Below are 26,980 nucleotides of genomic sequence, written 5' to 3' on the forward strand. Positions count from 1 at the left end.
GGCGATGCAGCCGTCCGAGCAGCCTGCGGCCAGGAAGAAGCTGACCCCGGTGATGCGCCAGTACGAGGATGCGAAGGCGCTCCACCCCGACGCCATCCTCTTCTTCCGGATGGGCGACTTCTACGAGATGTTCAACGACGACGCGGTCCTCGTGTCGCGCGCGCTGAACCTGACGCTCACGAGCCGCAACAAGGGCGAGCCCGACGAATCCCCGATGGCCGGCGTCCCGCACCACGCGGCGCACGGCTACATCGCGCGGCTCCTCGCGCTTGGCCACAAGGTGGCGATCTGCGAGCAGTGCGGGGATCCGTCGAAGATCAAGGGGCTCGTGCCGCGGCAGGTCGTGCGCGTCGTCACGCCGGGGCTCGTCACCGAGACCGATCAGCTCGACGCGCGCGCCAACCACTACCTGGCGGCGGTCGACGGCGGCGGCGTGCCCCGCGGCGACGCCCTTGGAGCGGGGGGCCCGTACGGCCTCTCGCTGCTGGATCTCTCCACCGGCGAGCTCTCGGCCACCTCGGTCCCGGACGCCGCGACGCTGCTCGCGGAGCTCGCCCGGGCGGATCCGCGCGAGGCGCTGATCGCCCGGGACCTCCCGGACGTCCGCGCGGCCGCGGCCTCGCTCGCCTGTCGCGCGGCGCTGCGCGACGACGAGGAGCTCGACAGCGCGCAGGTCGCGTCGATCCTGGACGACGCCGCGATCGAGCCGATCTCGGCGGCGGCGCTGGCCGAGCACCCGCTCCCGGCGGTGCGCGCAGCGGCGCGGGCGCTGCGCTTCGCGCGCCGCTGCAGCCCCGGCGCGCGCATCCCGGTGCGCCGCATCGCCCCGCACGACACCTCGGGCACGCTGCGCATCGACGAGACGGCCCAGGCGCACCTGGAGCTCGTGCGCGCCGCGGACGGCGGCCGCCGCGGCACCCTGCTCGACGTCATCGACTGCACGGTCACCCCGGGCGGCGCCCGTCTCCTGCGCCGCCGCCTGCTCTCGCCGCTCGCGGACCTGGCTGGTATCCGCCGGCGCCTCGACGAGGTGGAGCTCTTCGTCTCGCACCCGCGCGCCCGCGGCGAGCTGCGGGAAGCGCTCGGCGGCGTCGGCGACCTCGAGCGCCTCAGCGTCCGCGCGCTCCTCGGCGAGGCCACGCCGCGCGACCTCGGCCTCCTCCGCGACGGCCTCACGGCGGCCCCGGCGGCGATCGCCGCGGTCCGGTCGATCCCCGACCTCGGCAAGGCGGCGGCGCGGAGCGACGACGGCGCCGCGGCACGGGACAAGGACGGCGCCGCTGCGCGGGGCAAGGACGCCGCAGCGGCGCGAGGCAAGGACGGCGCCGCCGCGCGGGGCAAGGACGCCGCAGCGGCCGGGTCGGGCTCCGAGCCGCTCCTCGCCGAGGCGGCGTCGCTGGATGTCGTCGCCGACGTGTGCGCCGAGCTCACCGCCGCGCTGATCGAGCGGCCGCCCCCGAACACGCGCGAGGGCGGCATCTTCCGCGAGGGGTACGACAAGGAGCTCGACGACGCGCGCGGCGTGGAGAAGAACGCGACGGAGCTCATCCTCGCGCTCGAGGCGAAGCTGCGCACGCAGACGGGCGCGCCCTCGCTCCGGGTCAAGTACACGCGCGTCTTCGGCTGGTACATCGAGGTGACGCGCGCGCACATCGCCAAGGTCCCGGCGACCTTCCGCCGCAAGCAGACCGTCGCGACCGGCGAGCGCTACACGAGCGACGAGCTCGACGAGCTCGCCGACAAGATCGAGCACGCCGGGGCGCGCGCGCTGGAGCGGGAGACAGCGCTCTTCGACCGGCTGCGGGCCCTCGTCGCGAAGAGCGAGGGCCGCCTCCGCGCGCTGGCGCGCAAGCTCGCGGCGTGGGACGTCGCCGCTGCCCTCGCCGACGTCGCCCACCGCAACGACTACGTGAGGCCGCACGTCACGGCGGGCGAGGCGCTCGCGATCCGCGACGGTCGCCACCCGGTGGTCGAGCGTTACGCGGCCGCGGGGCACTTCGTGCCGAACGACACCCGCCTCGATCTCTCGGGCGAGCGGCTCTGGCTGATCACGGGCCCCAACATGGCGGGCAAGTCGACGCTCATGCGCCAGGTCGCGCTGATCGTGGTCCTCGCGCAGATGGGCAGCTACGTCCCCGCGCGCGAGGCGGAGATCGGCCTCGTCGACCGGATCCTCTCGCGGGTGGGCGCGAGCGACAACGTCGCGCGCGGCGAGAGCACGTTCATGGTGGAGATGCGGGAGACCGCCGAGATCCTCCGCGACGCGACGCGGAGATCGCTGGTGATCCTCGACGAGATCGGCCGCGGCACGAGCACGTACGACGGCCTCGCGATCGCGTGGGCCGTGGCGGAGCACCTGTTCGACGCGATCGGCTGCCGCGCCCTGTTCGCGACGCACTACCACGAGCTGACGGAGCTCTCGGCGCGCGCGCCGGGCATCGCGAACCACTCGGTCGCCGCGCGCGAGCACGGCGACGACGTCATCTTCCTTCACAAGCTCGAGGCGGGCCCCGCGAGCCGCAGCTACGGCGTGGCGGTCGCGCGGCTCGCGGGCGTCCCCGAGAGCGTGCTCGCGCGCGCCCGCGCGATCCTCGCGACGCTGGAGTCGGGCGCCGCGCTGCCGGGCGGCAAACACGCCTCGCTCCGCGGCCGCACGCGCGGCGGCGCCGCGCAGCTCGACCTGTTCGTCCCCGCGCAGGCCGCGGTGCCGCCGGAGCAGTCGGCCGTCATCGAGACCTTGCGCGCGGTGGACGTCGATCGGCTCGCGCCGCTCGACGCGCTGCGGCTCGTGGCCAAGCTGAAGGGGCTGCTCGGCGGCGGCGGCTGACCGCGTCGGCCGCGCCGGGTCAGTCCGGCGGCGCGATCTCGCGGAGCTCGGTGCCGCCCGCGTACCCGTAGCTCACGAACGAGTCGAACCCCGTCACGAGCAGCCCCACGGGCGCGGAGGCCGTGAGCCAGTGCACGCCGTCGCGCTGCATCCCGGGCAGCACGTTGTCCGGCGCCTGCCGCGCCGGATCGATCGACGCGAAGCTCAGCTGGCAGCGGTAGACGACGAACGACGGCGCGCCGCCCCCGCGCTGCTCCTCCGTGAGCCCGTCCGCGGGCGCGATCTCGCACTCGTCCGGTCCGAGCGTCACGTCGTCGAGCCGCACGGCGGCCGACCGCGGCGCGACCACCGAGATGAAGTCGAACGCGTACTTGTCCGGCGTCAGGAACACGTAGTCCGGCCGGAACTGCTCGATGGGCGGCAGGATGATCAGGCTCGGATCTCCGCCTGGCAGCCCCTGCTTCACCCCCGTCGCGTTCTGGCTGGCCATGATCTGCGACACGATGACCGGCTCGGAGCTCTCGATCAGGAAGTCGCCCCACGCCGTCACCTCGCGGAACTCGCCCAGCGCCGACAGCGTGATCCGATCGTCCGGCGGCGGCAGGGTCGTCTCGATCACGGCGCCCTTGCTGCTGGCCGCCACGATCCTGACGTACTCCGGCTCGGGCACGGCCTCGATCCGCGCGCCAGCCTCCTTCACCGTCAGCGATCGGCTCGGCGTGTGCGGCACCGCGAACCGCTTGCCGGCGGTCCGGGTCGGATCGAGCTGATCCTCCAGGTGGTCGGCGCAGCAGCGGCGATCCGCGAGGTCGTCGAAGTGGGGCGCGTCCGAGGCCTCGTTTCCGGTGAAGACCGCGATCGGCTGGTCGGCCTTCACGATCGATCCGGTGAAGTCCGCGTTGAACCCGCCGCTCTCCAGGTTGAGCACGTCGAACGCGCCGAGCTTGACCTCGATCAACCCGCCCTCTGGCGTCTCCGGGACGGGCCCGCCCCCGACGACCTTCGCCGTCGTCGTCACCTGCACGGTCGTGTCCTCGCGCGTCCCGACGATGGTCAGGAACGCCCGAAGGTCGATTGGGTTCTGCGGATCGAAGTTCGTGTCCGGATCGTCCGTGACCGCGATGGTCTGCGGCCACCCGGTCACGACGTACGCCGTCGCCATCGCGCCCGGGCTGTAGGTCAGCGCCTCGCGCGGCTTCAGCAGCGAGGCGTCGTTGGAGAACACGTTGGCGTTCTCCAGCGGGTTGAACTGGTAGGCGACGATGGGGAACTTCGACGTGATCTTGTACGCGTGCCGCGTGAGCGCCGTGTGCGTGCCCGTGTTGTACTCGCCCTCCGGGCTGCCATCGACCTCGCGCGGCCCGAGCTTGAACACCTGGAGATAGAGCGGCGCGATGAGCGCGCTCGCGATCTCCACCGGGGCGGGCGCGTCGCCCGGCGCGCCGTCGTCCTGGAAGATGTGGATCTCGTTCGGCACGTCCGGCTGCGGGTTCGAGACCACCACCGCGAACTGCTGCGCCGCTGCGTTTCCGGTCGCGTCGATCCGCGCGTTGTCCAGATCGACCGCCCAGTACTCGCACCCCACGTTGCTCCGCTCGAGCTCCGCGACGGCGCAGAGCTGCTGGCAGCTCCCGCTCCGGCACGCCTCGCCGGCCTCCGTGTCGCACGTGTCGATCACCCGGCCGAAGCTGCCGTCCGCCTCGCAGACGACGACGTCCTGCTCGCGGCACGAGTGCGCAGCGGGCACGCATGGCCGGCAGCCGAGCTCGAGCGACGCGCACACGAGCCCTTGAGCGGCGCAGTCGTCGAGCGTCACCCAGGCCAGCCCTGCGCCGGTCTCCTCGCAGCGCGCGAGCTCCGCCCCGCAGCGCACGTCGCCGGCCGTGCAGGGCGGCGGCTCCTCCGGCCGCTCACCCCACCGCACGCCGCTGTCGAAGCAGCTCGGCGCGAGCCCGAGCCCCGCGGCGGCGGCGAGGAGGGCGGCGGCTGCAGCGTGCCGCGATCGGGCGCGGCGTCCTGGCTTCCGTGCGCGCGTCGGCCTGCGCGCTCGCGTCGGGTGGGGCGGGGCGCTCATCACAGGTGTGCGCTGAAGCTGTCGAGGGAGTAGGCCGCCATCCCTGCCGGCTTGAGCTGCCGGTAGACGAGCTTGCCGTAATCGAAGCCGTCGATCCGCGCCCCGTACACCCCGATCGTCAGCGGACCCGGCGGCAGCGCGCCGTACTCGAGATCGAGCTGCCGGAGGTCCGGCACCTCGACGGCGTGCGACCCTGCCGGCACGGCCACGGTCCACCGGATGAGGCCGTTCCCGCTCGCGATGTCGTAGACGCTGAGGTCGACGGGCGCGCCCGCGCCGAACGAGGTCACGAGGTGGGACCCATCCCAGGCGCTGTTCTGCGCGGGCGCCTCGAGCGTCGGCACCCCCACGAAGTCGCCGATGCGCACGGGCTCGCTCGTGCTGGTCGAGAGGACCCGCCCGACGACGGACAGCGGCGCGAGCCCGGCCTGGCCGGTCACGGCGCGCGCGGACGAGTGGTAGCTCGCGCCGAGCAGGTCGCGGGCGAGCGGCGGTACGCCCACGAACGTCAGCCCCCCGTCGAACGGGATCAGCGGGCTCTGTGCGCCGATCGGGAGCGTCGCGAACCCGTCGTTGCCGATCATCACCGACACGTTCGCCTGGATCCGGTCCGGCCCCTTCGGCCCCTTCGCCGGCGCCTTGACGTCCATCGAGAGGGCGTGGTCGAGCGGTTGATTGATCCGCACGAACACCTCCTTCGTCCACTTGTTGGGGAGCACGGGGATCCCGCGGACCACGCCCATGGCGTACGCGGTGAACCGCGGCGGGGTCGTCGAGCGATCTTCGAGGCCCGCCAGCGCGTAGATCGTGCGGTTGCCGGGCGCGACGTACATCGTGAACCCGTGCCCGAGCTCGCCCGACGTCTCCGGCGTGAGCGCCTGGTACTCGGACGGCAGCTTGAAGGTCGCGAGAGGATCGGTGCCTGTCGTGAACAGGTACGCCGCCTTTCGCTCGGTGTCGCGGCGCGGGCTCGGGATGTTGCCCCACGCGACGCTCCCCGGGTCCAGCGACGTGTCCCAGACGAGCTCGCCCTCGATCGCCCCCGCGCTTCCGACCTTGCCGCCGACCGGCGGGGGCGGATCGCCGGACGCGCCGCACGCGGGGGTGAGCACTGGATCCAGGTAGACGGTCACCGTGTCGACAGGCACGTCAACGAACGAGATCGGGCTATGGCACGTCGCGGCCACGGTGACGGTGCGCGGCGAATCGAGCGACGGGTCCTCGATCACCGCGACGCCGGACGCGTCGACCTCGATCGGGGAGGTCGTGTCGGTGCCGACGACGACGCTCGCTCCCGGGATCGGATCGCCCGTGAAGTTGTTGTAGACGAGCACCTTGAGCCGTCCGGCGAGCGGCGCGCCGCTGAGCCCGCCCTTGTAGCCGTTCTCGCTGTCCTCGTAGGTGTAGCCGTCCAGCACGAGGATCGTCTCGCCGCCGGTCGTCACCGAGATCGTCTTCGCGCCCGGCGTGCCCTGGGGCACCGTGCATACGAGCCGCGTCGGCTCCGGGACGGCGAGCGACGTGCACGGCTTCTGATCGATCTTCGCGACCGTCGTCGCGTCCCAGCGCGTGCCCTGCCCGATCAGCTCGATGGTCGTCCCGCCGGAGATCGGCCCGCTCGACGGGGACGCATAGAGCGCGTCGTACACGTAGCCGCTCGGCAGCGCTCGCCGGGTCGACGTGTCATCGCCGTTCTGCACGGCGAGCTCCACCGGGCCCGCCGCGCCCGGCGGCGCCGCGACCTGGACCCGGCTGGGATCGATGGGCACGATCGCGGACGGATCGACCTCGACGTCGCCGAACCAGACACGGACCTGGGAGCTGAAGCCGTTGCCGTGGAGCAGGACGCGCTGGCCCCCGTTGAACGGCCCGTGGGTCGGGTCTGCGCCGAGCAGCGCGTGCGGATCGCCGCCGGGCAGCCCTGCGCCGGCGGACGACGACGTCGACGTGGTCTGCGGGTCCACGCCGAAATCGCCGCCATCGCCGTCGGTCTGCCGGCGGATGCCCTCCGGCGCCGAGGCGATGCAGGCAGAGACGATCGCGAGCCCTGCGCAGACCGAAGCGAAGCGTGCGGTAAGAAAGCCTCGTGATGCGGTTCGCACGAGGCGAGTGTACGCCATCGCGGATGCCGGGCCACGGCGCGCCAAGGGGCGTGGCCCGGCGTTCCCGTGCTTCGCGCCGCGTGGTCCCATCGGCGCAACTGACGCAACGAAGGCAACTGAGCGGAGAACTGAGCGGAGAACTGCGCGGACAACTGAGCGGATATCCGTGTGGAGCGTGGATGGCTGCGCGGACAACCGCGCGAAGACACACGCAAACACACGGAAATTGTGCACGGCGAGGCGGCGGCTTCATCGCTTGACAAGCGAGGCACCTCGGGGTAGCAAACCGCCCCCTTCTTGCGGTCTCGTGACGAGGGGGACAGCGGAGGCTGAATCCTCGCCTTCGCTGCCGCTGAACCGAATCCACACGCTCTCCTGGCACCCACGGCATTCCGCGGCCCGGTGCCCCAGCAGCACGGACGCTCCTGTCCGCGCCTGGGGTTGGTCGCGGGAGGGGGAGCGGCGGACCAACCGAAAGGACACTGCCGTGACCGATACCAGCTTCTCCGCATCCGTCCCCGCGGCCGACACCATGCAGGCCGCCGCCCCCCAGCCGGGGGATTTCCCGCTTCCGCTCCGCTCGCTGCTCGACGCGGGCGTGCACTTCGGCCACCAGACGAAGCGCTGGAACCCGAAGATGCGGCCGTTTATCTACGGCGCGCGCAACGGCATCCACATCATCGATCTCGACCAGACGACGCGGCTCTTCAAGCGCGCGTACGACTTCCTGACCGACGCCGTCGGCCGCGGCGGCCACGTGCTGTTCGTCGGCACGAAGCGCCAGGCGCAGGACATCGTGCAGGAGGAGGCCCGCCGGGCGGGCATGTACTTCGTCACGAACCGCTGGCTCGGCGGCACCCTGACGAACTTCCGCACGATCAAGCAGGGCCTCGATCGCCTGCGCACCCTCGAGCGCATGAAGGAGGACGGCACCTACGAGCAGCTGCTCAAGAAGGAGGTCGTCCGCCTCGAGAAGGAGCGCGAGCGGCTCGAGAAGTACCTGGGCGGCCTCAAGGGGATGGGCGGCCTCCCGGCGGCGATCTTCGTGATCGATCCGCACCAGGAGTCGATCGCGATCAGCGAGGCGCGCAAGCTGAACGTCCCGGTCGTTGCCATCACGGACACGAACTGCGACCCGGATCTCGTCGACTTCGTGATCCCGGGCAACGACGACGCCATCCGCTCGATCCGGCTCATCACGGCCCGCGTCGCGGACGCGTGCGTCGAGGGCGCGCAGCGCCGCAAGGATCACGGTGAGGGCGCGCAGCAGGGGGCGGGCGGCGGTCGCGGCCAGCGCGACGAGATCAACGTCTACCAGGGCGGCCGTGGTGGCCGCGGCGGCGGTCCGCGCCAGCAGCAGGCGTCGTAGCGCGGCGCGAGCCGCAACGGAGCGGCCCAGCGCCTCGGCGGCGTGGTGACGACGACGTCGCCGCTCGCCTGGGCGGTGTGGTAGCCGCGAGAGAGCAGAGAGGGCGCAGGGACAGAAATGAAAATTTCAAGCCTCTGCGCCTTCTGTGCCTCTGCGGTTCGACCCGCCCTCGCTCGGGCCGTTCGTGCAACAGCAGTCGGACGTGTGGTGAACGGGGGCCGCTCGGCGCGGCCTCTTCCTATCTAGGTTCCAGGTTGAAGGAGAAAGAGCCATGGCCGGCATCAATGCGCAGGCGATCAAGGAGCTTCGTGAGCGTACCCAGGCGGGGATGAGCGACTGCAAGAGCGCCCTCACGGAGGCCGAGGGCGACATGGAGAAGGCGGTCGAGATCATCCTGAAGAAGGGTCTCGCGAAGAGCGCCAAGCGGGCCGGCGCGTCCGCCACCGAGGGTGAGGTCCGCGCGGTGATCGCGGCCGACCGGCGGAGCGCGACGATGGTCGAGGTCAACATCCAGACCGACTTCGCCGCCCGCAACGACGCGTTCCGGCAGTTCGTCGGCGACGTGCTCGCGGCGGTCGAGAAGGCGCCCGAGGGCGCGGACGCGGCTCAGCTCTCGATCGGCGGGAAGTCGATCGCCGACACGGCCACCGAGCTGACCGCGCGCATCGGCGAGAAGGTCGCGGTGCGCCGGTGGGATCGCGTGTCGATCCCGGCGGGCAAGCACGGCGTCGCGCACGAATACGTGCACCTCGGCGGCAAGATCGGCGTGCTCGTGGCGGTCGAGGCGTCGAGCCAGGCGGTGGCGGAGCACCCTGCGGTGCAGAAGTTCGTCGAAGAGACGGCGATGCAGGCCGCCGCGATGAGCCCGCTCGTCCTCCGTCGCGAAGAGGTCACGGCGGAGCAGAAGGCCAAGCAGCAGGAGATCTTCGAGGGTCAGCTGCGCGAGGATCCGAAGCCGAAGCCCGAGGCGGCGTGGCCGAAGATCATCGAGGGCAAGTTCAACAAGTGGTACTCGGAGGTCGCGCTGCTCGAGCAGGAGTCGGTGGAGGCCGCGTCGCGTGGCGAGAGCGGCCAGACGATCGAGAAGCTCCTCCAGGCGGCGTCGAAGGCGGCCGGCGGCGAGCTCAAGCTCACGCGCTTCGTGCGGTACGAGCGCGGCGAGGGCATCGCCAAGAAAGAGGACGACTTCGCCGCCGAGGTGGCGAAGATGGCCGCGAGCTGACGCGGTCCAATGCGGGGGCGCCTCGCCGCCGTCTCGATCGACCTCGACGAGGTCCCGAACTACTTCGCCATCCACGGGCTCGCCGTCCCGGAACGCTCCGGGGCGGCGGTCGCGCTGAACGCCGTCTACGACACGGCGCTGCCGCGCATCGCTGATTTCGCTGCCTCCCACGGCATCCCCGTCACGCTGTTCGCGATCGGCCGCGACCTCGCGCGCCCCGAGAGCGCCGCGGCCCTGCGCGCGCTGAGCGACGCTGGCCACGCGGTCGAGAACCACTCGTACGGGCACCGCTACGACCTCTCGCGGCTCCCGCGCGCCGCGATCGCGCGGGAAGTCCTGCTGGGCGCCGAGGCCATCGCGGAGGCGGTCGGCCGGCGTCCGACGGGCTTTCGCGCGCCGGGGTACACGGTGAGCGACGCGCTGTTCGACGCGCTCGACGCCGTGGGGGTCGCGTTCGACTCCTCGGTGTTCCCATGTCCGCCGTACTACGCCGCGAAGGCGCTCGCGATGGGCGTGCAGCGGGTGAAGGGCAGGGGATCCTCGGCGATCCTGGACACCCCGCGTGTGCTCGCGGCGCCGCGCCGGCCTTACCGGCCGGGACGACCATGGTACCAGCGCGGCGGCCGGCGCTTCATCGAGCTGCCGATCCAGGTGACGCCGGGGCTCCGCCTGCCGGTCATCGGGACGAGCGTGGCGCTCACGGGTGCGGCAGGAGCGCGGCTCCTGGCGCGCGCGTGCGCCGGGGAGGCGCTCGTGAACCTGGAGCTCCACGGCATGGACTTCCTCGACCGGAGCGACGGCCTCGAGGCGCTAGCGCCGTACCAGCCGGAGCTTCGGGTGCCGCTCGGCAGGCGGCTCGAGGCGCTGGTGGCGTTCGTGGTGGAGGTCTCACGCGGGGGAGCGAGCTTCGTGCGGCTGGACGAAGCGACCGGTGCGCCCGGGCTCGTGGACTGACCGAGGGCTGGCCCGACACTTCGGACCCAGGGATAACCCCGGCCCAGCGAAACGGCCCTGCCTCCGGCGCCCTTAGCCCGCGATGAGCCGCCTTGTGACGACCATCCCGAGGACGCCGGCGAGCAGGCAACCGACCAGCGTGATCGCAATGTTGGCGAGCCCCGCTGCCCACGACTTGTACTCGATGAGCCGGATCGTCTCGTTGTTGAAGCTCGAGTACGTGGTGAAGCCGCCCATGACGCCGGTGCTCAGGCTGAGGCGGAGCGTCGGCGACAGGAGCTCCGTCGTTGCGGCGATCTCTCCGATGGCGCCGAGCAAGAACGACCCGATCACGTTGACCGCGAGCGTTCCATACGGAAACTCGGCGCCGAAGCGCTGCTGGCACCACGTCGATAGCCCGTAGCGGGCGAGCGTTCCCGCTGCGCCGCCGAGGCCGATCCAGAACCACCGATCCATTCGTTTCACCTCGTCGCTCGAGTCGCGATCACCGTGCCCGGCGGCGGTGCCCTTCCGTCCGCCCCACGGCAGGCCCGACGCGCGCGCGGGTGAAGCGCCGCGCGCCTGCGCGACCTACTCCGCAGCCTTCCTGAACTCGATCACCTGGCCGCCCTTGCCCTCGGCGCGCGCGGGCCCGTTCACCCGCGACACTTCATCCGTCGCCACCCCCGACGCCGCGATGAACTGGCGCGCCTGCTCGTTGTCGCCGTGCGCCAGCTCGTCCGGGGTCCCCGACGCCACGACGCGCCCCTGGATCACGAGGAACGCCTGGTGCGCGATGCGGAACGTGCTCGCCATGTCGTGCGAGATCACCACGCTCGTCACCTTGAAGCGCGCCCGCGTCTCCTCGATCAGGTCGTCGACCATCCGGCTCGTCAGCGGATCGAGCCCGCTGGTCGGCTCGTCGTAGATGAGGATCTCGGGCTCCAGCATCAGCGCGCGCGCCAGGCCCACGCGCTTGCGCTGCCCGCCGGACAGCTCCGACGGCATCCGGTCCTCCTTGTTCTCGAGGCCGAGCGAGTTCAGCATGCCCACGACCTTGTCGCGGATGTCCCGCTTCGACATGTGCTTCCGGTGCTCGCGCAGCGGGAACGCCACGTTGTCGAAGATCGTGAGCGAGTCGAGCAACGCCGCGTACTGGAACACCATGCCGAACCGCTGGCGCATCCGGTTCATCTCGAAATCGTCGAGCGCGCCCATGTCCACGCCGTCGACCCAGATGTGACCGGTGGTCGGCCGCTCGAGCCCGATGAGCAGCCGGAGCAGCGTGGTCTTGCCAGCGCCCGACCCGCCGATGATCACCGCCGTCTCGGTCCGCCGGAGGTGCATGGTGATGCCGTGCAGCACCTTCGTCGCCCCGAACGATTTCTTGATGTCGTCGACGAAGAGGTGGTCCCCCGGCTGCCACCCCGGCGGCATGTTGCCCACCTCCTGCGCCTCCGAGGGGGTCGCGCGCGGGGGGGGAGAGACCTGGCTGGGCGGCCTTCTCGACATCCGCACAGTACGGTACCACGGAGGAGGCCCCGCAGGACGCCGATCGCCTTGCATCACGGTAAGGGCGAGCACGTGCTTGACGCGGCAGGGCGCGGGACGGAAACGTTGCTCATGACCGACGACCTACTCAAGGCAGCCCTCGAGACAGCAGAGGCGAAGACCGACAAGGATGGCTGGGCCGAGCTCCCTGAAGGGCGCGTGCTCACGCTCTACGCCGCGCACGACGGCGTGTCGCTCCCGGTGACCAAGATCGAGGCCGTGTCGAGCGCGGGCGGGCTCCTCAAGGCGCGCAGCACCAAGGGCGAGACGTTTGTGCTCGCGCTGAAGGACGTGTTCGCCATCGCCCTCGACGGCGGCGGCAAGGGAGCGCAGGCCAGGAAAGCCGGCTTCCTCGGCTGATCGCGACGACCTTCCATGGCCCGATCGTCGAGAGCGGGAGGAGGTCCTGCGGCGCGGTCCGCCCAGCGGGCCGTCGACCTCGCGCTCGCCGAGCTGCAGCGCCGGTTCGGCCTGGGCCGCAGCCTCGCCGCCCCAGGCTGGGTGCGCGAGCGGGTCCTCGCCGTGCTCAGCGCCGTGGCCGCGCGCCACGGCGTGTCGCCGCTCGCGGCCGCCGAGCGGCTGCGGGACGACAGGGAGGCCATCGAGGAGATCGTCAGCGCGCTCCGCGTCGGCGAGACGCGCTTCTACCGCGACCCGATCATCTGGGAAGCCATCGCCACCTCGGTGCTGCCCAGGCTCCCGCCCGACCTGCCCATCGCCGGCCTCTCGGCCGGGTGCAGCACCGGCGAGGAGGCCTATACCCTGGCGATGGTGCTCGCGAGCGCGGGCCGCCGCTTCAGCGTGCTCGGGGTCGACCGCGCCGCTCCGGCGATCGAGGCGGCGCGCGAGGCCGTCTACTCCGCCGAGGCCGTCGACCAGCTCCCTCCGCCCTTCGTTCAGCGTTACTGTGAAGAGAAGGGCGGCGCGCTGCACGTCGGCCAGCAGCTCCGCGACGTCGTGTCCTTCGAGGTCTGCGACCTGGTGCACGCCGTGCCGAGCGGCGGGTTCCAGATCATCTTCTTCAAGAACGTGCTCCTGTATCTCGCAGAGCCCGCCGGCGACGCGGTGGCGCGCCGCCTCGCGGCCGAGCTCGGCCCTGGCGGGCTCCTGTTCTCTGCCGCGAGCGAGGCGCCGCGCCTCTGCGGCGCCGGCCTCACGCCGGTCAAGGTGAACGCGCACGTCACCGCCTTCCGCGCCCCGGGCGCCTGAGAAAGCAGAACGACACCGCATGAGCGTCGACCTCTCCCCCACGTCCAGGCCCAGCGGGCTCGCCGAGCTCCGCGCCGCGTATGCGCGCGAGCGCGCCGAGCTCGATCGCACGGTTCCGAGCGGCCCCACGCCGGCCGCGGATCCGGCCGCCGTCGGGGTCGCCCTGGGGCGGCGCCACGCGCGCCTGCTCGACGATCTCCTGGCGCGCCTCTTCCACCTGCTGCGTGAGTCCGGCGGGCCCGGCCGCAAGGAGTGGGACTCGGTCGCGATCGCCGGGGTCGGAGGCTACGGCCGCGGCGCGGCCGCGCTGCGGAGCGACCTCGATCTGCGCATCCTCGCCCGCGACGCCCAGCGCGCCAGCGCCATCGCGGACGCGCTGCTCTACCCGCTCTGGGACATGGGGGTCGCCGTGGGGCACCAGGTCGTCACCATCGACGACCTCATCGACGGCGCGCGCGAGGACCTGCCCACCGCGACGAGCCTGCTCGACTGGCGGCACGTCGTCGGCGACGCCTCGCTGTCAGAGTCGCTCTGGCAGCGCGCCTCGTCGGGCATCTTCGCGCACTCGGAGCTGCCCCGCTTCATCGAGCGCCTCGGGAAGGAGATCTCGCAGCGGCACGAGCGCTTCGGCGGCTCGGTCTACCTCCTGGAGCCGGACGTGAAGAACGGCGCGGGCGGGCTGCGCGATCTCGACGTCGCCCGCTGGGCCGCGAAGGCGCGCTATGGCGTCGGCGAGTTCGACGCGCTCGTCCGCTTCGGCGCGCTCGTCGCCCGCGAGGCGGAGGAGATCCGGAGCGCCGCGGAGATGCTCTGGCGCATCCGCAACCTGCTCCACGCCCACTCCGGGCGGAGGACCGATCGCCTGACGTTCGACGAGCAGGAGCTGTGCGCGGGCGCGCTCGGCTACAGCAAGGGCGCCGGTCCAGCCGACGCGGGCCGGAAGGGCGCGCCGCCCCCCGACGAGGCCGCCGTGTCGCCCGAGGCGATCGAGCGGATGATGAGCGATTACTACCGGAGCGCCCGGGCCATCTCGCGCTCCCTCGACATGATCGTCTCGCGCGCCACGCCGACGCTCACGCGGCGCCGCCGCCGCGACGAGGACCTCGGCGCCGGGGTCCGCCTCTTCGACGGCTGCATCACGATGAGCGATCCGGATCTGCTGAGGACCGATCCGGCGATCGCGCTGCGGCTCGTCTCCGAGGCCGTCGAGCGCGGCGTGCCGCTCTTGCCCTACGCGCGCGGCGCGATCGTCCGCGCCGCCGGCGATCCGGCGTTCTGCGCGGCGCTCCGTGAGAGCCCCGAGGCCGCCGAGCGGTTCCGGACCCTCGTCGCCACGTGCAAGGAGACGGAGCTGCAGAGCGGGTCGGTCGTCCGCGAGCTGCACGACCTCGGCCTCCTGCTCGCGATGATCCCGGAGTTTTTGCCGGTCGTCGGGCGCGTCCACCACGACGTCTACCACGTGTACACGGTCGACGTTCACTCGGTCGCCGCCGTCGATCGGCTTGCGTCGCTCGTGCGGGGCGAGCTCGCGGGCGAGTTCGGGCTCGCGTGCCGGCTCGCCGCCGAGGCGACGCGGCCGACGATGCTGTTCTTCGCCACGCTCCTGCACGACGTGGGCAAGGCGATCGGGGGCACCGATCACAGCGGGCGCGGCGCCGAGATGGCCCGGAAGATCCTGGCGCGGCTCGGCTTCCCTCAGGAGGACATCGACGAGGCGTGCCACCTCGTGCTGAAGCACCTCGTGATGTACCTCATCGCGACCCGGCGCGATCTCGATGATCCCGCGACGATCTCGGAGTTCTGCCAGGAGGTGCACGGCCGCGAGGGGCTGCGCGATCTCTACCTGCTCACGGTCGCCGACCTCTCGACCACGAGCCCCACCTCGATGACGTCATGGAAGGCGCGCATGCTCGACGAGCTGTACCTCTCCGCGGACAGGGCCCTGCGCGGCGCGCGCGAGGACGCGGGGCCGTTCGGCATCGACGACCAGCGCATGGCCCGCGCGATCAGCGGCACGGTCGGCGCCCTCGAGGACCTCCCGGCTGCGAGCGAGGCCGATCGGCGCGCGCAGCGGGACTTCCTGGCCCGCTACCTCGGTTCGATGCCCGAGCGCTACCTGCTCGCGAACAGCCCGGCCGCGATCGCTGCGCACTCGGAGCTCGCCCGGCAGCAGCAGTCCAGCGGCAACAGCGTCGCGGTCGCGCTCGTCCCGTCGCGCCACCCGGAGGCCGCGGAGGTCTGCGTGGTGTCGCCGGATCGCCCCGGCTTGCTCGCGGCGATCACGGCCGCGCTCGCGGCCTCGCGCCTCGAGGTCCACGCGGCGCAGATCCACTCGCGCGCGTGCGACGACGACGGGATGGATGACAGCGGCGTGATCCGCGCGAGGGCGGGCTCGTCACCGCCGGCCGGCGTGCGCCTGCAGGCCGTCGACCTGTTCTGGGTGCGCGATCGCGCCGAAGGGGTAGGGGGGGTGGCCCGCGCCATCCCGAAGCTCGTGACCGACATCCAGGCGGTGCTCTCGGGGCAGCTCTCCGGCGCCGAGCTCGCCAAGAAGCGCCGGGGCGGCGCGCTGCGCGAGCGCCCGACGCCGAAGGTCCGGACGCAGATATCCATCGACGATCGCGCCTCGCACCACACGGTGATCGAGGTCCTCACGCGCGACCGCCCCGGCCTCCTGTTCGCGATCTCGGACGCGCTCTACCAGCTCGGCCTCTCGATCTCGGTCGCCAAGATCAACACGGAGGGCACGCGCGTGGCCGACGTGTTCTACGTGAGCGACGCGGACGGGACGAAGATCGCGAACGGCAAGCGGACGCAAGAGGTCGAGGAGCGGCTGCACGCCGTCCTCCAGGGCTTGGACGGCGAAGGGAGTGTCGGATGAACGAGAGGTGGTTTGCGCGCGCGGTGTGGACGACGACGGCGAGGCCCGCCGCGCAGCGGGTCCTGGCGGCAGCGGCGCTCGCCGCGTGCGTCGCGGCGTGCGGGGGGGCGCAGGAGCCCCAGCGCGACCCGCTCCTGGCCGATCCGCCCGAGGGCAGCGACGCGGCGGCCTCGAAGGGCGCGTCGTCCACGGCGCTGGACCGGGGCATCGCGTACATCAAGAACGAGAAATACGAGGAGGCGAAGCAGCACCTCCTCCAGGCGATCGAGCACGAGCCGGGCAGCGCCGAGGCGCACTACTACCTCGGCCTCGCGAACGAGAAGACGAACGATCGCGCCGGCGCCGAGGCGTCGTACAAGAAGGCGCTCGCGAGCGATCCCAAGCTCGAGGCCGCCGCGCTGAACCTGGCCGCGCTCTACCTGGACGAGCCGCCTCGGCCGGACGAGGCGATCGCGGTGCTCTCAAAGGCGATCGAGCAGACGCCGGACCGGGCCGCGCTCCACCAGAACCTGGGCTACGCGTACGGGCTGAAGGGCGACGTCGCGAACGCGAGCAAGCACTACGAGGCGGCGCTCAAGGCCGAGGACACGGCCGCCACGCGCTTCGCCTACGGCGCGATGCTCTTCGAGGCGAAGGTGCTCGATCGGGCCGCGGCCGAGCTCAAGAAGGCGCTCGCGGCGACGGGCGACGACGTGGCGACGATCGCGACAATCGGGCGGATGCTCGGGCCGGCGAAGGCCTTCGCCGACTGCGTGGCGGCGTTCGACCGCGCCATCAAGCTGAAGCCGGAGGCCGAGTTCCACGTGCGCCGCGGGACGTGCCGCCACGAGCTCGGCGACGAGCCGGGGGCGCGCGCCGACTACCAGGCGGCGATCAAGGTGGACCCGCGGTTCGCGGCCGCGCACTACTACCTCGGCCTGTCGTTCCTGGCCGAGCGCAAGCCGCAGAGCGCGATCGCCGCGCTCACGGAGGCCGGGAAGCACGGCGGCGACACCGAGATCGGCAAGCGCGCCCGCGCCAAGGTGAAGGAGCTCAGCGCCAGGCTGAAGTAGCGCCCGGCCTCGCGCCCGGACGGTGGCGGAATGCCGTCACTCTGGTGGAGCGATGGAACCGCCAAGGCTCCATAAGACGCCAAGATTTTTATGCTTCTTGGCGTCCTTGGCGCGCTTGGCGGTTCAAAAGACCCCGCCTTGAGCCGCAGCACCCCACCGCCCGCGGGCGAGGGGCCGGCCGCGCAGGCTCACGCGCCGAGCAGCGCGATGATCCTGTCGAGCTCGTCGAGCGAGCCGTAGGTGATGCCGAGCTCGCCGTGGCCGCCCTGGTCGCGCACCTCGACGCGGGTCCCGAGCCGCCGCGCGAGCCGCGCCTCCAGATCCTTGATCGCCGGCGACTTCCCGCCGCGCTTCTTCTCGCCGGGCTCCTCGCCCTCGGCGGCCCGGAGCTCCTTCTCCTTCGCCGCCTTGATCAGCGCCTCGACCTTGCGGACGGGGAGCTTGCCGTGGACGGTCCGCTCCGCGACGTCGGCCATCACCTTGTCGCTGGGCGCGCCGAGCAGCGCGCGCGCGTGGCCCTCGCTGAGCTCGCGCGAGATGACCATGGTGCGGATCCGCGGCGGCAGCCGGAGCAGCCGGAGCGAGTTGACGATCGTCGTGCGGTCCTTGCCGACGCGCTCGGCGAGGGTCTGGTGCGTGTAGCTGTGCTCGCGCAGCAGCCGGTCGAACGCCTCGGCGATCTCGATCGGGTTGAGGTCGGCTCGCTGCACGTTCTCGACGAGCGCGAGCTCGAACGCCTCCTTGGGGGAGACGTCCTTGACGACGACGAGCACCTCCCTGAGCCCCGCGCGCTGCGCGGCGCGCCACCGCCGCTCGCCCGCGATGAGCTCGAAGGCGTCGTTCCCCGCCTGCGTCCTGCGCACGATGAGCGGCTCGATGAGCCCGTGCTCCCGGATGCTGCCGGTGAGCTCCTCCAGCTCGGTCTCGTCGAAGTGCTGCCGCGGCTGCCCCTTCTGCGGGACGATCTTCTCGATCGCGCACACGAACACGCTGCGCCCCTCGGCCGCAGTCGCTGTCGCCGGCGGCGCCGCCGGGAGCAGGGCGTCGAGCCCACGTCCGAGCGCGCGCCGCGCCCCTTTCTGATCGGCATTCATGATCTGGGTCGTGCGTCCGTCGCGCGCTCTCCGGGGTTCTGCGGGGGCGAAGGCTCGGCCGGGGGCTTCGCCTCGGCGGCGTCCCCGCGCGGCCGCTGCTTCGTGTCTGCCGCGGCGGCGGGCGGGCCGTCCAGGATCTCGCGCGCGAGGCTCAGGTAGCCCTGCGCCCCCTTCGACTGCGCGTCGTAGAGCAGCGCCGGCTTGCCGTGCGACGGCGCCTCGCTGAGCTTCACGTTGCGCGGGATGATCGCGTCGAAGACGCGGAAGTGCGCCTTCACCTCGTCGGCCACCTGGTGGGTGAGCGAGTTGCGCCCGTCGTACATCGTGAGGACGACGCCCTCGACCGTGAGCTCCGGGTTGAAGGCGCTCCGCACCCGGTCGATCGTCGCCATCAGGTGCGTCAGCCCCTCGAGCGCGTAGTACTCGCACTGGAGCGGCACGAGCACCCGGTGGGCCGCGGTGAGCGCGTTCAGCGTGAGGAGCCCGAGCGACGGCGGGCAATCGAGCACGACGTAGTCATAGCCCGCGAGGTGCGGGCGCAGCGCGTTGCGCAGCCGCACCGCGCGGTCGTCCGCGTCGACCAGCTCGAGCTCCGCCGCGACGAGGTCCTGGGTCGCGGGCACCACGCCGAGGAGCGGCACCTCGGTCGGCACGATCGCGTCCTTCAGCGCCGCCCGCCCGATCAGGACGTCGTAGAGGGACAGCTCGAAGCTCCCGCGCCGCACGCCGACGCCGCTCGAGGCGTTCCCTTGCGGATCGCAGTCGACGAGCAGCGTCCGGCACTCTGCCGCAGCGAAGCTCGCGGCCAGGTTGACCGAGGTCGTGGTCTTGCCGACGCCCCCCTTCTGGTTGGCGACGGCGAAGATGACAGGCGAAGGCTTGGGGGCGGAGCCGGGCTTGCCGGGCGCGCCCCCCTCGTTGGGCGATGGCATCGTGCTGTGTCGCGTCCGACCAGGCTGCTTACACGACCCCCATCGGCACGTCGAGAGAAGCGGGCGCTTCGACACAAACGTTCGACCGAGCGTGCGGGTCTGTCCTGCGCGGCCGGTCCAGCGCGTTGCCGCCGCGGGCGTCCTGGGACGCCCTGGACGCTGAGCAACGGCACCCTCGGGGGCGCGACCCGCGCGGGGCCTCGTCAGCAGCTAGCTGCCATCCCACCGTTCGCTTGCCGGATTGTTGGCCTGAACGGCAGGGGTATCTACAGTGCCCACATGTCGCTTGATGTAGGCAAAGGTGGCCGAACGGCGAAGGCATGGGCACGCGGGCGAGCCTCGAGGCGAGGCCGCTGCTTCGGCCTCGGCGGGGCGCTGCTCGCCTGCTGCGACCCAGGGCCCGTCGATCGGGTCCTCGCTCGCGCCTTCTGGGGCGACGGGCGCGGCCCTGCGCCGCTCGCTCCTGCGCAGGTCCTCGTGCTTTCGCCTTCGCTTCAACGCAGGTCGGCGATCGGCTCGTGCCGTCGTCCGCCCTCGACCTCGAGTCGCGGGCCGACGCTGACCGCCCCTTGATCACGGACGTGGTGCCCAGCTTCGCCGAGCAGACCGACGCACCGACGTCGCCTCGGCACATGTGAGGAGGACAGATGCCGCTTCCCAGGTCGTATCAGAGCTTTTCAGAGTTCGAGCGGGAGATTCTCCGCCCGAGCCGTGTGGGCTTCTCGCTCGAGGACATCGTCGAAGATGAGGGGTCCTTCGAAGCCGAGCTCGACTTCGACAAGGACCCCTTCGACGTCTCGGACGACGACTGAGCGCGGCGGCGCGGCGCGCGGGATGGCTTCAACGTCCTCGCACGTCCTCGCGGTCGCGCTCGGCGCTGCTGCTCCGTGACGTCGCGTCGCCAGCGCCGGCGCTGCGCGGCACATCAGCTTGCACGATCCCTCCCGGGATCTGAGCCCCGGCGGCCGCCTCTCCGCCGGGGCTCCTTTTTTTTAAAGCAGCGTCCTGTCGCTCGTCTTGACCCCCCCAGCGACGCGTGGCACGAGTGCCGCCCTTCGAAAAAACCGCCATGCAAGTCAACGTCGAAAAGCTTTCTCCCGTGCTGATGGAGTTTCAGGTGGAGGTCCCCGCGGACCGGGTCCGGAGCGAGGTCGACAAGGCCTATACGGCGCTCCAGCGGACGGCCCGGGTCCGGGGCTACCGGCCTGGCAAGGCGCCCCGCCAGGTGCTCGCGCACCTCTACGGCGGCCGCATCCACGCCGATGTCGCCCAGCGGCTCGTCGACGCCACGCTGAACCAGGCGCTCGCCGACAAGCAGGTGCAGCCCCTGTCCCAGCCGGCGATCGCGCCCACCGAGCTCCGCCCTGACGACGCGTTCTCCTACAAGGCCCGCTTCGAGGTCCGCCCCGACATCGCCGAGGTCAAGTGGGAGGGCTTCGAGGTGAAGCGCCCCTCCACCACGCCGAGCGACGAGATGATCGACGCCGAGATCACCGCCCTCCGGCGCGAGCACTCGACGCTGCAGGCGCCCGAGCCGGAGCGCCCCGCCGCGAAGGGGGATGTCGCGACGATCTCGTTCACCCTCGAGGTCGGCGGCGCGCTGCGCGACACGAAGGAGCAGGAGATCGAGACCGAGCTCGGCAGCGGCCAGGTCTTCAAGGAGATCGAGGACGCCCTCGCCGGGATGACGCCCGGCCAGTCGAAGGACGTCCCGGTCACCTTCTCCGAGCAGCACTCCAACGCGGATCTGCGGGGCAAGCAGGCGACCTTCCACATCACGCTCAAGGATCTGCGGGAGCGCAGCTTCCCGGAGGTCGACGATGAGTTCGCGAAGGACTGCGGCGACGAGAGCCTGCCCGCGCTCCGCGAGTCGCTCCGCAAGAAGCTCGAGAAGGAGCTGACGCAGCGGGCGAGCGACGCGGTCGCTGAGCAGCTCGTGGTGGAGCTCTGCAAGGCGAACCCGATCCCGGTCCCGCCGTCGCTCGTCGACCAGCAGGCGCAGCTCGCCGAGCGCGAGCTGCTCGCGACGGCGCGGAGGCAGGGGCAGCGCGTCGATCCGACGCCGGAGTTCCGCGCCCGCGTGCGGCTCGACGCCGAGATGAAGGTCCGCGCGGGCCTGGTCATGGCTGAGATCGCGAAGGCGAAGGCGGTCAGGATCACCGAGGCCGACCTCGAGAAGGGCTACGAGGAGCTCGCCGAGCAGACCGGCAAGAACGTGGCGAAGATCAAGGCGGAGTACCGCGAGCCCCAGAAGCGCGAGCTCTTCGCCGGGATGATCCTCGAGGACAAGATCCTCGACATCATCGAGGCTGCGGCGAAGGTCGCGGACGCGAGCTAGTTTCGCCCAGCAGAAGTCCGACACGGAATGGCCGGACTTCACCACCGCGCGCCGGCGCTTCAGCTCTGCTGCGCCGGCGCGCGCCGTTTGTCCAGGTCGCGCCTTTCGCGCTCTCGATCGACATCGGGCGCGCGCGGCTGGATCGAGCGAGCCGCTGCGCGCCGCGTGTTCCGTGCGCTGCGCGGCGAGCGGCCGATAATTCCGGTAACCTTGGGCGCGTTCGGTCTTGCGATCGGACGCAGTCTGGCCCAGGAGTAGAGCCCCTGCCGCGCGGCAGCGAACCCCCCGGAGCACCGGATGACCCGACGAGTCGAAACCCGCACCCAAGCCATCGAGTTTCTCGAACGCGAGAAGGCCTACATCCTCCCGACGGTCACCGAGGTGACCCACCGCGGCGAGCGGGAGTGGAACATCTTCAGCCGTCTCCTCAAGGATCGCATCGTCTTCATCGGCACGGAGATCGACGACTTCGTCGCGAACGCCGTGATCGCGCAGTTCCTCTTCCTGGAGAGCGAGGATCCCGAGAAGGAGATCCAGGTCTACATCAACAGCCCGGGCGGCGTGGTGACGTCGGGGCTCGCGATGTACGACACGATGCAATACGTGCGTTGCCCGGTGTCGACGATGTGCATCGGCCAGGCCGCGTCGATGGGCGCCGTGCTGCTCGGCGCCGGTCGCAAGGGTCGGCGCTTCGCGCTGCCGCACGCGCGGATGATGATCCACCAGCCGCTCGGCGGCGCGCGCGGCCAGGCGACGGACATCGAGATCCAGGCGCGCGAGATCAAGAAGATCAAGGAGACGCTGATCGACATCCTCGTCGACGCGACCGGCAAGAACCGGGACGAGCTGGCGAAGGACATCGAGCGCGACTTCTACCTGAGCGCGACGCAGGCCAAGGAGTATGGCCTGATCGACGAGGTCTTCCCGAAGCGGAACAAGTAGGTGGCCGCGCCGCCGCGTCCGGCGGGCGTGCTCGGGCTGAAGGCCGGCGCTGCGTCGCGCCGGGCCGGGGCACGCTGTCGCGCGGCGTCACGACGCCACGCCCCGCCGCGCGCTCCGCTCCTGCGCGCCGGGCATTGCGCGCGGGCGCGCAGGAGCGGAGCGCGCGGCGGTGGCGCCTCGCGCGCCGCGCTGTGCTCGCTCGATCCGCTGCTTTTCGCGCTTTTCGTGCGATGCGCGGCCGTGTCGGTGGCCGACTGCGGGGCGCCATCGGGTGATTCCCTGACTTCGGCCACAGGCTGGAGACCACCCCCGTTAGCTTGCGACGGTACGGGCACCGCACTAGAATCCGAGCGCGGCGTTTGGCTGCGCATCGCTGAAAATCCAGGGGACGGTGGAAGCCGTTCCCGCCGCAAGTTGGAGGGGCCGCCGCCGCGGCGGGACCCCACCTCTCATTGAAGCGGTAGCGTCGGCAGACCGCACTGAGGGTCGAAGTGGAGCGAAGGCGGGACGATCACTCGAATGGCAATTTAAGCTGCTCTTTCTGCGGCAAGTCGCAGAAAGAGGTGAAGAAGCTCATCGCGGGCCCCACGGTGTACATCTGCGATGAGTGCATCGGGCTGTGCAATGACATCATCGCGGAGGAGGTCGAAAAGGACGAGCCGTACGCGGGGTCGACCCCGGTGCCCAAGCCCGCCGACATCAAAGCGACCTTGGACGAGTACGTCGTCGGCCAGAACCGCGCCAAGAAGATCCTCGCTGTAGCGGTGCACAACCACTACAAGCGCATCGATAGCCGGGTCTCCTCGGACGACGTGGAGCTGTCCAAGTCGAACATCCTTCTGCTCGGGCCGACGGGCTCCGGCAAGACGCTCCTCGCGCAGACGCTCGCCAAGATCATCAACGTCCCCTTCGCCATCGCGGACGCGACGACGCTGACCGAGGCCGGGTACGTCGGCGAGGACGTCGAGAACATCATCGTCCAGCTCCTGCAGAACGCGGATCACGACGTCGAGCGCGCGCAGCGCGGCATCGTCTACATCGACGAGATCGACAAGATCAGCCGGAAGAGCGACAACCCGAGCATCACCCGCGACGTCTCCGGAGAGGGCGTCCAGCAGGCGTTGCTCAAGATCATCGAGGGGACGATCGCCAATGTCCCCCCGAAGGGCGGGCGCAAGCACCCGCAGCAGGATTTCCTGCAGGTCGACACGACGAACATCCTGTTCATCTGCGGCGGCGCGTTCGTCGGGCTCGACCAGATCATCCAGCGGCGCATCGGCCAGAACACCCTCGGCTTCGGCGCCGACATCAAGGCGAAGAAGGACTTCAAGCTGGGCGACCTGCTCAGCGTCGTCCAGCCGGAGGACCTCCTCAAGTTCGGGCTCATCCCGGAGTTCATCGGGCGCTTGCCGGTCGTGGCGACGCTCCACGAGCTGAACGAGGAGGCGCTCATCGACATCCTCACGAAGCCGAAGAACAGCCTGGTCAAGCAGTACCAGAAGCTCTTCGAGATGGACGGGGTGAAGGTCAAGTTCACCCGGGGCGCGCTCGTGGCGGTGGCTCGCCAGGCCCTCGAGAGGAACAGCGGCGCCCGCGGCCTCCGCGCCATCCTAGAGTCGGCGATGCTCGACATCATGTACGACGTCCCGTCCCGTACGGGGATCAAGGAGGTCGTCGTGAGCGAGGACGTGATCGTGAAGCACGAGCCTCCGCTCATCGTGTACACGAAGGAGGCGGAGCTCGCGTAGCGCTCGCCCCCCGGGGGGCCGCGGGCCGGGGCGCAAGGCGCGGCCCGCGCTGCGCCCTCGCCCCCCGGAGGCTCCTCCGAGCGTGCCGGCGCCGCGTGTCCCTGGAGGGCAGCGGGACGAGCCGGCGGAAGTTCAGCATCAGACCAAGGCATTTGTGACAACCGAGGCGGGGGTGCCCCGACCTCCCGATACTCCCGGAAAGACGGCGGATGTTCTTCAAGAACGACAGTGATCGCGGCAAGAACGCACCCGAGCGCGGGATCGTCCCGTTGCTCCCGCTTCGCGACATCATCGTCTTTCCACACATGGTCTCGCAGCTGTTCGTCGGGCGCGAGCGCAGCATCGCCGCGCTCGACGAGGCGATGAACCGCGGCAAGGAGATCTTCCTCGCCGCGCAGCGCAACGCGAAGACGAACGATCCGACGCCGGACGACATCTTCGGCGTCGGCTCGGTCGGCGCCATCATGCAGCTGCTCCGCCTGCCGGACGGCACCGTCAAGGTCCTCATCGAGGGCAAGCGCCGGGCGCGCATCCGCCGCTACGTCCAGAGCGATGCGTACTTCCTGATCGAATACGACGAGATCGTCGAGAGCTCGGTCGCGAGCGTCGAGGTCGAGGCGCTGATGCGCTCGGTCCAGTCGACGTTCGAGATGTACGTCAAGCTCAACAAGAAGATCCAGCCCGAGGTCCTGATGGCGGTGCAGGCCATCGACGAGGCCTCGCGGCTGGCCGACACCATCATCGCCAACCTGCCGACCATCAAGCTGACCGACCGGCAGGCGCTGCTCGAGATGGAGGAGCCGCAGAAGCGGCTCGAGCGTCTCATCGAATTGATGCAGGCCGAGATCGAGATTCTCCAGGTGGAGAAGAAGATCCGGAGTCGCGTCAAGAAGCAGATGGAGAAGACGCAGAAGGAGTACTATCTCAACGAGCAGATGCAGGCCATCCAGAAGGAGCTGGGCGGCGGCGAGCGCGACGAGTTCAAGAACGAGATCCAGGAGATCGAAGAGGCCCTCAAGACCAAGCGGATGAGCAAGGAGGCCGCCGCGAAGGTCAAGAAGGAGCTCAAGAAGCTGAAGATGATGCACCCCACGAGCGCCGAGGCGACCGTGGTGCGCAACTACATCGATTGGATCCTGGAGCTGCCCTGGTACGACAAGAGCGAGGAGCGTTATGACCTCGTCGAGGCCGAGCGGATCCTCGATGAGGACCACTACGGCCTCAAGAAGATCAAAGAGCGGATCCTCGAGTACCTGGCGGTCCAGGCGCTCACGAAGAAGCTCAAGGGCCCGGTGCTCTGCTTCGTGGGGCCGCCCGGCGTCGGCAAGACGAGCCTGGCGAAGTCGATCGCGCGCGCGACGGGGCGCAAGTTCGTGAGGCTCTCGCTCGGCGGCGTGCGCGATGAGGCGGAGATCCGCGGCCACCGGCGGACGTACATCGGCGCGCTACCCGGCAAGCTGATCCAGTCGCTCAAGAAGGTCGGGACGAACAACCCCGTGTTCCTGCTCGATGAGGTCGACAAGATGTCGACCGACTTCCGCGGGGATCCGGCGGCTGCGCTGCTCGAGGTGCTCGATCCGGAGCAGAACCACACGTTCAACGACCACTACCTGGATCTCGATTACGACCTCTCCGACGTGATGTTCATCACGACGGCGAACACGCTCTCTGGCATCCCGGTGCCGCTCCAGGACCGCATGGAGGTCATCCAGCTCTCGGGCTACACGGAGTTCGAGAAGCTGAACATCGCGGTGAAGTACCTCGTGCCCCGGCAGCGGAAGGAGTGCGGCCTCGAGGACGTGTCGCTCGACTTCACGGAGGGCGCGCTCCGGACGATCATCCACCACTACACGAAGGAGAGCGGCGTGCGCTCGCTGGAGCGCGAGATCGCGAGCGTCTGCCGCAAGGTGGCCAGACGGGTGGTGTCCGACGGCAAGGAGAAGCCGATCGAGGTCGTCGCGAAGAGCATCCCGAAGTTCCTCGGCGTCCCCAAGTACCGGCTCGGCCGACGTGAGGAGCGCGATGAGGTGGGCCTCGTGAACGGTCTCGCCGTGACCAACGTCGGGGGCGATCTGCTCCCGGCCGAGGCGACGGTGGTGCCGGGCAAGGGCAAGCTCGTGATCACCGGGCTGCTGGAGAAGGGGATGGAGGAGAGCGGGCACGCGGCGATGAGCTATGTCCGCTCGCGCCTCGACCGCCTCGGGCTCGAGGCGGACGTCTATCAGAAGGTCGACGTCCACATTCACTTCCCCGATTTCGTCCGCAAGGACGGGCCCAGCGCCGGCGTCACGATGGTGACCGCGCTCGTCAGCTCGCTCATGAAGGTGCCTGTCCGGAGGGATCTCGCGATGACGGGCGAGATCACCCTGCGCGGCCGCGTGATGCCGATCGGCGGGCTCAAGGAGAAGCTGCTCGCGGCCCATCGCGGCGGCATCGCGACGGTCATCCTGCCGAAGGAGAACCGGAAGGATCTCCGGGACGTGCCGCGGCGGGTGCTGAAGGCGCTGCGGCTTGTGCTCGTCGAGCACGTCGATGACGTGCTGCGTGAGGCGCTCATCCTGCCCGACTCCTATGCGATCTTCGGGCCGCCCAAGGGCGTCCTGGAGTACCGGGACGGCGAGCTCGTCACCGAGGCGGCGCCGGTCAAGGCGCCGCCGGCCGCGGCGGGCGAGCCGACGCCGGCCGCGCCGCCCGGCGCGTGAGCGC

General features: G+C 70.8%; 19 protein-coding genes. 13 read left to right on the plus strand and 6 right to left on the minus strand.

The features are described from left to right. The first annotated feature begins 4 nt into the window (after nucleotides 1-4). Nucleotides 5-2,827, plus strand: coding sequence for a DNA mismatch repair protein MutS (gene mutS / locus WME79_RS17895; RefSeq protein ID WP_437537180.1), 2,823 nt, complete (start codon nucleotides 5-7; stop codon nucleotides 2,825-2,827). Between the two features lie 19 nt (nucleotides 2,828-2,846). Here mutS and WME79_RS17900 read toward each other — a convergent pair whose 3' ends face one another. Then, nucleotides 2,847-4,901: an IgGFc-binding protein gene (locus WME79_RS17900; protein WP_437537183.1), complete on the minus strand. Its 2,055-nt coding sequence runs from the start codon at nucleotides 4,899-4,901 to the stop codon at nucleotides 2,847-2,849. Continuing rightward, complete coding sequence (locus WME79_RS17905) at nucleotides 4,901-7,003, minus strand: IPT/TIG domain-containing protein (protein ID WP_437537184.1); 2,103 nt, start codon at nucleotides 7,001-7,003, stop codon at nucleotides 4,901-4,903. The genes WME79_RS17900 and WME79_RS17905 overlap by 1 nt, the downstream gene beginning before the upstream one ends. A gap of 532 nt (nucleotides 7,004-7,535) precedes the next feature. On the opposite strand from WME79_RS17905, the gene rpsB reads away from it, so the two are divergent. The 3 genes from rpsB to WME79_RS17920 all read left to right on the plus strand — a co-directional run bounded on the left by rpsB (nucleotide 7,536) and on the right by WME79_RS17920 (nucleotide 10,548). Next, entirely contained in the window at nucleotides 7,536-8,372 is an 837-nt protein-coding gene (rpsB, locus tag WME79_RS17910; RefSeq protein WP_437539866.1) for a 30S ribosomal protein S2, read from the plus strand. A gap of 271 nt (nucleotides 8,373-8,643) precedes the next feature. Continuing rightward, nucleotides 8,644-9,594 carry a translation elongation factor Ts gene (gene tsf, locus WME79_RS17915; protein ID WP_437537187.1) on the plus strand — a complete coding sequence of 317 codons (951 nt, stop codon included), beginning with the start codon at nucleotides 8,644-8,646 and terminating at the stop codon, nucleotides 9,592-9,594. 9 nt (nucleotides 9,595-9,603) lie between these two features. After that, nucleotides 9,604-10,548, plus strand: a complete 945-nt coding sequence (locus WME79_RS17920) for a polysaccharide deacetylase family protein (RefSeq protein WP_437537190.1) — start codon at nucleotides 9,604-9,606, stop codon at nucleotides 10,546-10,548. A 72-nt stretch (nucleotides 10,549-10,620) separates the two neighbouring features. On the opposite strand, the gene crcB is transcribed toward WME79_RS17920, so the two are convergent. Next, entirely contained in the window at nucleotides 10,621-11,004 is a 384-nt protein-coding gene (crcB, locus tag WME79_RS17925; protein ID WP_437537193.1) for a fluoride efflux transporter CrcB, read from the minus strand. Between the two features lie 114 nt (nucleotides 11,005-11,118). After that, the gene (locus WME79_RS17930; RefSeq protein ID WP_437539867.1) at nucleotides 11,119-11,964 is read right to left on the minus strand and encodes an ABC transporter ATP-binding protein; all 846 of its coding nucleotides are present in this window, start codon (nucleotides 11,962-11,964) and stop codon (nucleotides 11,119-11,121) included. 186 nt (nucleotides 11,965-12,150) lie between these two features. Between WME79_RS17930 and WME79_RS17935 the strand changes: the two genes are divergently transcribed. Genes WME79_RS17935 through WME79_RS17950 form a run of 4 tightly spaced genes read left to right on the plus strand, consistent with a single transcriptional unit; the run spans nucleotide 12,151 to nucleotide 17,220 of the window. Continuing rightward, the gene (locus WME79_RS17935) at nucleotides 12,151-12,438 is read left to right on the plus strand and encodes a hypothetical protein (RefSeq protein WP_437537196.1); all 288 of its coding nucleotides are present in this window, start codon (nucleotides 12,151-12,153) and stop codon (nucleotides 12,436-12,438) included. A 15-nt stretch (nucleotides 12,439-12,453) separates the two neighbouring features. After that, nucleotides 12,454-13,287: a CheR family methyltransferase gene (locus WME79_RS17940; protein WP_437537199.1), complete on the plus strand. Its 834-nt coding sequence runs from the start codon at nucleotides 12,454-12,456 to the stop codon at nucleotides 13,285-13,287. Between the two features lie 19 nt (nucleotides 13,288-13,306). Further along, complete coding sequence (gene glnD / locus WME79_RS17945; RefSeq protein ID WP_437537201.1) at nucleotides 13,307-16,168, plus strand: [protein-PII] uridylyltransferase; 2,862 nt, start codon at nucleotides 13,307-13,309, stop codon at nucleotides 16,166-16,168. Next, on the plus strand, nucleotides 16,165-17,220 hold the full coding sequence (locus WME79_RS17950; protein ID WP_437537204.1) for a tetratricopeptide repeat protein: 1,056 nt from the start codon (nucleotides 16,165-16,167) through the stop codon (nucleotides 17,218-17,220). Before glnD ends, WME79_RS17950 begins: the two co-directional genes overlap by 4 nt. A gap of 188 nt (nucleotides 17,221-17,408) precedes the next feature. On the opposite strand, the gene WME79_RS17955 is transcribed toward WME79_RS17950, so the two are convergent. Together WME79_RS17955 and WME79_RS17960 are read right to left on the minus strand one after the other, a co-directional pair. Continuing rightward, nucleotides 17,409-18,314 carry a ParB/RepB/Spo0J family partition protein gene (locus tag WME79_RS17955; protein WP_437537206.1) on the minus strand — a complete coding sequence of 302 codons (906 nt, stop codon included), beginning with the start codon at nucleotides 18,312-18,314 and terminating at the stop codon, nucleotides 17,409-17,411. Beyond that, a complete protein-coding gene (locus WME79_RS17960; RefSeq protein ID WP_437537208.1) occupies nucleotides 18,311-19,246 on the minus strand; it encodes a ParA family protein in 936 nt (311 codons plus the stop codon). The genes WME79_RS17955 and WME79_RS17960 overlap by 4 nt, the downstream gene beginning before the upstream one ends. 647 nt (nucleotides 19,247-19,893) lie before the next feature. On the opposite strand from WME79_RS17960, the gene WME79_RS17965 reads away from it, so the two are divergent. From WME79_RS17965 to lon, 5 genes are all read left to right on the plus strand, one after another. Beyond that, nucleotides 19,894-20,058, plus strand: a complete 165-nt coding sequence (locus WME79_RS17965; protein ID WP_437537210.1) for a transcriptional regulator — start codon at nucleotides 19,894-19,896, stop codon at nucleotides 20,056-20,058. A 257-nt stretch (nucleotides 20,059-20,315) separates the two neighbouring features. Next, the gene (tig, locus tag WME79_RS17970; protein ID WP_437537213.1) at nucleotides 20,316-21,584 is read left to right on the plus strand and encodes a trigger factor; all 1,269 of its coding nucleotides are present in this window, start codon (nucleotides 20,316-20,318) and stop codon (nucleotides 21,582-21,584) included. Nucleotides 21,585-21,881: 297 nt separating this feature from the next. Then, nucleotides 21,882-22,526 carry an ATP-dependent Clp protease proteolytic subunit gene (locus WME79_RS17975; protein ID WP_012235778.1) on the plus strand — a complete coding sequence of 215 codons (645 nt, stop codon included), beginning with the start codon at nucleotides 21,882-21,884 and terminating at the stop codon, nucleotides 22,524-22,526. A gap of 491 nt (nucleotides 22,527-23,017) precedes the next feature. After that, nucleotides 23,018-24,274, plus strand: a complete 1,257-nt coding sequence (clpX, locus tag WME79_RS17980) for an ATP-dependent Clp protease ATP-binding subunit ClpX (protein WP_012235779.1) — start codon at nucleotides 23,018-23,020, stop codon at nucleotides 24,272-24,274. Between the two features lie 209 nt (nucleotides 24,275-24,483). Continuing rightward, entirely contained in the window at nucleotides 24,484-26,976 is a 2,493-nt protein-coding gene (gene lon, locus WME79_RS17985) for an endopeptidase La (RefSeq protein WP_437537218.1), read from the plus strand. Nucleotides 26,977-26,980 lie beyond the last annotated feature (4 nt).

This window comes from Sorangium sp. So ce726 (assembly GCF_051521405.1).
GTDB lineage: Bacteria > Myxococcota_A > Polyangia > Polyangiales > Polyangiaceae > Sorangium.